Origin of the sequence: Streptomyces sp. NRRL B-24085 (assembly GCF_001282115.1) — a bacterium.
Classification (GTDB): domain Bacteria; phylum Actinomycetota; class Actinomycetes; order Streptomycetales; family Streptomycetaceae; genus Streptomyces.
Genome location: NZ_LJBR01000215.1, coordinates 1 through 2,780 on the forward strand (window position 1 = coordinate 1; position 2,780 = coordinate 2,780).

General features: G+C 72.2%; 3 protein-coding genes and 1 pseudogene. All 4 read left to right on the forward strand.

Annotation, left to right across the window (positions count from 1 at the left end; genetic code table 11):
- The coding region (locus AOJ26_RS23165) for an MFS transporter (protein WP_053850268.1) at positions 1-1,033 on the forward strand (1,033 nt) is incomplete at its 5' end.
- 67 nt (positions 1,034-1,100) lie between these two features.
- The gene (locus tag AOJ26_RS23170) at positions 1,101-1,412 is read left to right on the forward strand and encodes an FmdB family zinc ribbon protein (RefSeq protein WP_053850269.1); all 312 of its coding nucleotides are present in this window, start codon (positions 1,101-1,103) and stop codon (positions 1,410-1,412) included.
- A 99-nt stretch (positions 1,413-1,511) separates the two neighbouring features.
- A complete protein-coding gene (locus tag AOJ26_RS23175) occupies positions 1,512-2,345 on the forward strand; it encodes an S-methyl-5'-thioadenosine phosphorylase (protein ID WP_053850270.1) in 834 nt (277 codons plus the stop codon).
- A gap of 133 nt (positions 2,346-2,478) precedes the next feature.
- Positions 2,479-2,780: pseudogene (locus tag AOJ26_RS44520) on the forward strand (hypothetical protein); the annotation flags it as partial.

The window sequence follows — 2,780 nt, forward strand, 5'->3', positions numbered from 1 at the left end:
CCGCCACGGGCAGCGCGCCGTACTGATCCCCGGCGTCCTGGTGCACACCCTGGCGGGCCTGTCCCTGACGGGACTCGCCCTCGCGCACGCGCCCCTGTGGGCCCTGTTCGCCGCGGCCGTGCCCACCGGTGCCTCGGTGCCGCAGATCGGACCCATGGTGCGCGCCCGCTGGGGCGTCAAGCTCCAGGACTCCCCCCTGATGACCACGGCGGCCGCCTTCGAGTCCGTCACGGACGAGCTGACCTTCGTCTTCGGCCCGCTGCTGGCCACCGCCCTGTGCACCGCCGTCCACCCCGCGGCCGGCCTGCTGACCGAGGCGTCACTGACGCTGCTGGGCGGCCTGCTGTTCGCCGCGCAGAAGAGCACCCAGCCCACCGTCACCGCGACCGCCGGGCACGCACGCGTGGCGCACACCTCGGCGCTGCGGGTCCCCGGGGTGCGGGTCCTGATCGTGACCTTCCTCGGCATCGGTTCCGTCTTCGGCGGCATGCAGGTCTCGCTGGCCGCGTTCAGCGAGTCGATCGGCGAGCCCGGCCTGAACGGCGTCCTGTACGGCGTCTTCGCCGCGGGCAACATGCTCTCCGGCCTGGTCTGCGGAGCCATCGCGTGGAAGGTGGCCCCGCAGCGGCGCCTCCTCGTCGGCTACGGAGCTCTCGCGCTGACGGCCTCCGGCCTGTGGGCCGCGCACTCGGTACTCGTCCTGGCCGGCCTCGGCCTCCTGGTCGGCATGTGCATCGCGCCCGCGCTGATCACCGGCTACACCCTGGTCGAGAACCTGGTCCCGGCCGGCGCCCGCACCGAGGCCTTCACCTGGCTGACCGGAGCGGTGGCGCTCGGCCAGGCGGCCGCCGTCACGATCGCCGGACAACTGGAGGACCGCTTCTGGAGCGGCGCCGGGTTCCTGGTGCCGATGGGCGGCACCCTGCTGGCCCTGGCGACCCTGGTAGCCCTGCGTTCACGCCTCGCGGCACGGCCCGGCGGCCGGACGGTCGCACGTGGCATGGGTCACCGAGTGCCGGTGGCAGTGGACTGATCCCCGGGAATACGTCACTATGGACCTTCGTTAGCACTCATTGAGTGAGAGTGCCAGGAGGAAGACAGTGCCCACCTACCAGTACCAGTGCACCGAGTGCGGCGAGGGCCTCGAGGCGGTGCAGAAGTTCACCGACGACGCTCTGACCGTGTGCCCCAACTGCCAGGGCCGCCTCAAGAAGGTGTTCTCCGCGGTCGGCATCGTCTTCAAGGGCTCCGGTTTCTACCGCAACGACAGCCGCGGCTCCTCGTCGAGCAGCTCGCCGGCGTCGTCGAAGCCGTCGACGTCCACCTCGTCGTCGTCCGAGTCGAAGTCGTCCTCCTCGGACGCGAAGTCGTCGAGCTCGGGCACCTCGTCCAGCAGCAGCTCCGCCGCATAGGTCTCACTTCCGGGACCCTGCCGTCACAGGACGGCAGGGTCTTCGGCGTTTCCCGAGCCCGGCGGCCGCGGGTTTCCGGGGCCGGATACTGTGCTGGTCATGGCGAACGCAGAGATCGGCGTAATCGGCGGCTCGGGCTTCTACTCGTTCCTCGAGGACGTGACCGAGGTCCAGGTGGACACCCCCTACGGTCCGCCCAGCGACTCCCTCTTCCTCGGCGAGGTCGCCGGCCGGCGGGTGGCGTTCCTGCCCCGGCACGGGCGCGGCCACCATCTGCCGCCCCACCGGATCAACTACCGCGCCAATCTGTGGGCGCTCAGGTCGGTGGGCGCACGGCAGGTCCTCGGGCCCTGTGCGGTCGGCGGGCTGCGGCCCGAGTACGGCCCGGGCACGCTGCTCGTGCCGGACCAGCTGGTCGACCGCACGAAGTCCCGGGCGGGGACGTACTTCGACGGGCTGCCGCTGCCGGACGGCGCCGTGCCGAACGTGGTGCACGTGTCGCTGGCCGACCCCTACTGCCCCGTCGGGCGGGCGGCCGCGCTGAAGGCGGCCCGCGGGCGGGACTGGGAGGCCGTGGACGGCGGCACGCTGGTCGTGGTCGAGGGGCCCCGGTTCTCGACCCGCGCCGAGTCGCTGTGGCACCAGGCGCAGGGCTGGTCGGTGGTGGGCATGACCGGCCACCCCGAGGCGTCCCTCGCCCGTGAACTGGAGCTCTGCTACACCTCGTTGACCCTGGTCACCGACCTCGACGCGGGCGCCGAGACCGGTGAGGGCGTCTCGCACGACGAGGTGCTGCGGGTGTTCGCGGCGAACGTGGACCGGCTGCGGGGCGTGCTGTTCGACGCGGTGGCGGCGCTGCCCGCCAACGGGGAGCGGGACTGCCTGTGCGCGAACGCGCTGGGCGGGATGAACCCGGGGTTCGAACTGCCCTGACGGGGGCGGAAGTTCTCGTTCGGGTGACGGAGTTCTCCACAACCGGGCGGTGGTCCACCGGCCTCGGCGGGATCCGGCGCGAAGCCTCATCGTGGCAGCGCAAGCCGATGTCCCGTCGCTGGTGGTGGTCCTCATGTCCTTCGCTCCGTCCTCCTCTCCCTTCAGTCCGTCCTCCTCTCCTTTCGCTCCGTCCTTCTCTTCCACTGTTCCGTCCTCGTCTCCCTTCGCTCCGTCCTCCTCTCCCCTCGTTCCGGGTCCGCCCGGCACGGACGCTCCCCCGTACTTCGCACCGGTGCGGGTGCGCGGCGGACAGCACCGGCTACGGCGCTTCGTACGGCACCGGAGGGGTGCCGTGGCCCTCGGCCTGGCCGTCACCGCGGCCGCGGTGGTGGCGGCGGGCCCGCGGGGGGACCACGTGGCGCGGGACGAGGAGGG